This is a genomic window from Chamaesiphon sp. OTE_8_metabat_110 (assembly GCF_031382685.1).
GTDB lineage: Bacteria > Cyanobacteriota > Cyanobacteriia > Cyanobacteriales > Chamaesiphonaceae > Chamaesiphon.
Genome location: NZ_JANMZA010000627.1, coordinates 1 through 2,582, shown reverse-complemented (window position 1 = coordinate 2,582; position 2,582 = coordinate 1). Strand labels below are relative to the sequence as shown.

Annotated in this window: 2 protein-coding genes and 1 pseudogene; all 3 read left to right on the top strand. The window is 46.7% G+C overall.

From position 1 onward, the window contains the following. A pseudogene (locus RMO52_RS22515) lies at window positions 1–298 on the top strand (bleomycin hydrolase); the annotation flags it as partial. Between the two features lie 69 nt (window positions 299–367). Then, window positions 368–862 (top strand): bleomycin hydrolase, encoded by a 495-nt coding sequence (locus tag RMO52_RS22510; RefSeq protein ID WP_309740372.1) that lies wholly within the window; start codon window positions 368–370, stop codon window positions 860–862. 360 nt (window positions 863–1,222) lie between these two features. Continuing rightward, the gene (locus tag RMO52_RS22505) at window positions 1,223–2,491 is read left to right on the top strand and encodes a HEAT repeat domain-containing protein (protein ID WP_310418788.1); all 1,269 of its coding nucleotides are present in this window, start codon (window positions 1,223–1,225) and stop codon (window positions 2,489–2,491) included. Window positions 2,492–2,582 lie beyond the last annotated feature (91 nt).

Here is a 2,582-nt window from a genome sequence, read left to right as displayed (position 1 = left end):
TGAAATCATTCTTCGTTACGTCACCTACGCACTCCTAGCCGGAGACGCATCCGTACTAGACGATCGTTGTCTCAACGGTTTGAAAGAAACTTACGCAGCTCTAGGCGTACCGACAACTTCCACCATCCGTGCAGTTCAAATCATGAAATCTGCGGCATTGGCTCACATTAACGACACCAACACCGAAGCAAACGGTGGTAAGCGTTTCGTTCAAATGGGTGCATCTAAAGGCGATTGTTCTGCAATAACTTCCGAAGCTGCTTCCTATTTCGATCGCGTAATCTCTGCACTCAGCTAGTACGAGCGCAATCTACGCTGACTGAATTGAAATAAACTATCAAAATATTTTTTCTGGAGTTATCAGAACATGAAATCTGTTGTTACCACAGTAATTGCAGCGGCTGACGCTGCTGGTCGTTTTCCTACTTCTTCCGATTTAGAATCAGTACAAGGTAGCATCCAACGTGCAGGAGCACGTTTAGAAGCTGCTGAGAAATTAGCTGCTAACTTGGACAACGTAGCTAAAGAAGCTTACGATGCTTGCATCAAAAAGTATGGCTACTTGAACAACGCTGGTGAAGCTAACGAAACTCAAGTTAAAAAAGACAAATGTTTGCGCGACATCAAACACTACATGCGTTTGATCAACTACTGTCTAGTTGTCGGTGGTACTGGTCCCTTGGATGAGTGGGGTATTGCTGGTGGACGTGAAGTTTACCGTGCATTAGACTTACCTACTGCTCCTTACGTTGAAGCTCTCCGCTTTGCTCGTACTCGCGGTTGCGCTCCTCGCGACATGTCGGCTCAAGCATTAGTTGAATACAATGCTTTACTCGACTACACCATCAACTCCTTATCCTAGTCATTGGAGTTAACTCGGTAACTGCGGTTATTTGAGTGCTGAAGGGGCTTTCGATCTGTTGCTTTGCCGATTTGGTTGAGCGATCGATCGAGAGCCTTTTTTGTAATGTGTTAGTGTGAATAAATAGATATTATTCAAAATATTAAAACCGCCTGAAATCTAGAAGATCTGTAGGTTGGGTTGCGGATGCGCGCTCTGGAGGTTTCCTCCAGATTGAGCGCACCAAGCAGAAGAATGAAACCCAACACACTTACCCAAAGTTCTTTTCATCCCTTAAACGACATTTGTGTCGGCTTAGATATTTGTGGATGTTGGGTTTCACATTCGTTCAACCCAACCTACGGGAATAAATAAACAATTATGACTAATAAACGTTTTTTTAATATTTTTAATCTCACCGAAACCGAAGCGATCGAGTTATTGGATACGCCATTAGCTAAACTCGCCGAAGATGAATCGCGTTATGTCGCAGCTTCGCATTTAATTAATTTTCCCACAGAAGCATCGATTAACGCACTAATTCGGGCGATCGCTAATGACGATCCCGAACTCGATAATCGGATCGTGCGGCGTAAATCCGTTGAAACATTGGGGAAACTCCAAGCTAAACAGGGATTGCCAGCGATCCAGACTTGTCTGGCAGAATCAGACTGTTATACTGTCGAAAATGCTGTATGGGCGATCGGGGAAATCGGCACTGAAGATCCCCAAATCCTGTCAGAAATCGCGCAAATACTCGATCGCGAAGGTCAAAATCACCGCGTCATCATTCATACTCTAGTCAAGCTCAATTATCTACCCGCACTCGATCGGATTCGCACTTTTACTGACTCGACAGATGAAGCTACAGCGAGTGCGGCGATTGCGGCGGTATGTCGATTTACTGGCGATTATACCCAGATGCAGCGGGTGATGGAATTTTTATTTCACCCCAATCGGAACGCCAGACGGGCATGTATTCAGGATCTCATCGATACAAATTATTATCCAGCGATTCCCACGATCGCCAAATGTCCGGTATCGATCGTCTTTCGATTGCGGGCGATTCGGTTACTCGCAAATAGTGGTGTCGAGCAGGGTAAAATTACCTTTGCCGATATTCAAGCGAGTTTAGAGCAAACATTACTCGATCGACCCCAGGATTTAGAATTGATTCATGAATACGATCTGCCGCCGACTCTAGAATTCTTGATGCGCCAGTTGTATGAGACGGACTTTGGACTGTGCTATTTAGCCACACAGACTATTCTCGATGACTTTGCCAGCCTCGCTCCGGCGGCGCTACTGGCGACGTATGCGGCAGAAGCTTACAACGATTATGGTGCCCATTACCATATCATGAAATTATTCGGGTGGCTCAAATATGCACCGGGTTACGATCTTCTAGTCGAAGCGCTCAATAATCGCGAACCGCAAGTCCAGAAGTCCCGCGCAGCAGCGGCGCTAGCTCTGGGGGAATTGGGAGATAACCGCGCAATTCCCCTGCTGGTTGCCAGTTTGGATACCAAAATCTGGGATCTTAAATATGCGATCCTAATGGCATTAGACAAACTCGGCGACACCAGCGGACGCGAACTAGTTGCCAACGACGACGACTGGCTGATTCGCGCCAGAGCAACTGTCAATTAATCGCAAGGCGGCGTTGCTGAGTTGGGGTAAGAAGCATAGTTTTTGCCCTCACCCCGCCAGATCGGGAGGATCTGGCGGGGTGAGGGCAAAT